The sequence below is a fragment of the Sphingomonas sp. CCH9-E2 genome (genome assembly GCF_001557215.1).
In the GTDB taxonomy this organism is placed as follows: Bacteria; Pseudomonadota; Alphaproteobacteria; order Sphingomonadales; family Sphingomonadaceae; genus Sphingomonas.
Genome location: NZ_LSJM01000338.1, coordinates 1 through 821, shown reverse-complemented (window position 1 = coordinate 821; position 821 = coordinate 1). Strand labels below are relative to the sequence as shown.

Annotated in this window: 1 pseudogene; it reads left to right on the top strand. The window is 66.3% G+C overall.

The window, feature by feature from the left end:
- Nucleotides 1-51 precede the first annotated feature (51 nt).
- Nucleotides 52-821: pseudogene (locus tag AX681_RS15910) on the top strand (excinuclease ABC subunit UvrA); the annotation flags it as partial.

Here is an 821-nt window from a genome sequence, read left to right as displayed (position 1 = left end):
CCCCTATCTCCCCCCTAGCTTCCCCTCCAGAACAAAGCTAGAACTCCCGGCATGGCACTGACTCACATCTCCGTCCGCGGCGCGCGCGAACATAACCTCAAGGGCGTGGACATCGACATTCCGCGCGACACGCTGACGGTCATCACCGGTCTGTCGGGCAGCGGCAAATCCTCGCTCGCCTTCGACACCATCTATGCCGAGGGGCAGCGGCGTTACGTGGAATCGCTCAGCGCCTATGCGCGCCAGTTCCTCGAGATGATGCAGAAGCCCAATGTCGAGCATATCGAGGGGCTCAGCCCCGCCATCTCGATCGAGCAGAAGACGACCAGCCGCAACCCGCGCTCGACCGTCGCGACGGTGACCGAGATTTACGATTATATGCGCCTGCTCTGGGCGCGCGTCGGCGTGCCCTACAGCCCCGCGACCGGCCTGCCGATCGCGGCGCAGACCGTCAGCCAGATGGTCGACCGCGTCCTCGCGCTCCCCGAAGGCACCCGCCTCCTGCTCCTCGCCCCGGTCGTGCGCGGCCGCAAGGGCGAGTATCGCAAGGAACTCGCCGAGTGGCAGAAGGCCGGGTTCCAGCGCGTCCGCATCGACGGCGAGACGTACCTGATCGAAGAAGCCCCCGCGCTCGACAAGAAGTACAAGCACGACATCGAGGTGGTGGTCGACCGCCTCGTCGTCCGCGAAGACATCGCCACGCGGCTGGCGGAGAGCTTCGAAACCGCGCTCAAGCTCGCCGACGGCCTCGCCTATGTCGATCTGGTGGACACGACGGTCGAGGCAATCTCTCCCCTCCCGCTTGCGGGAGGGGCCGGGGG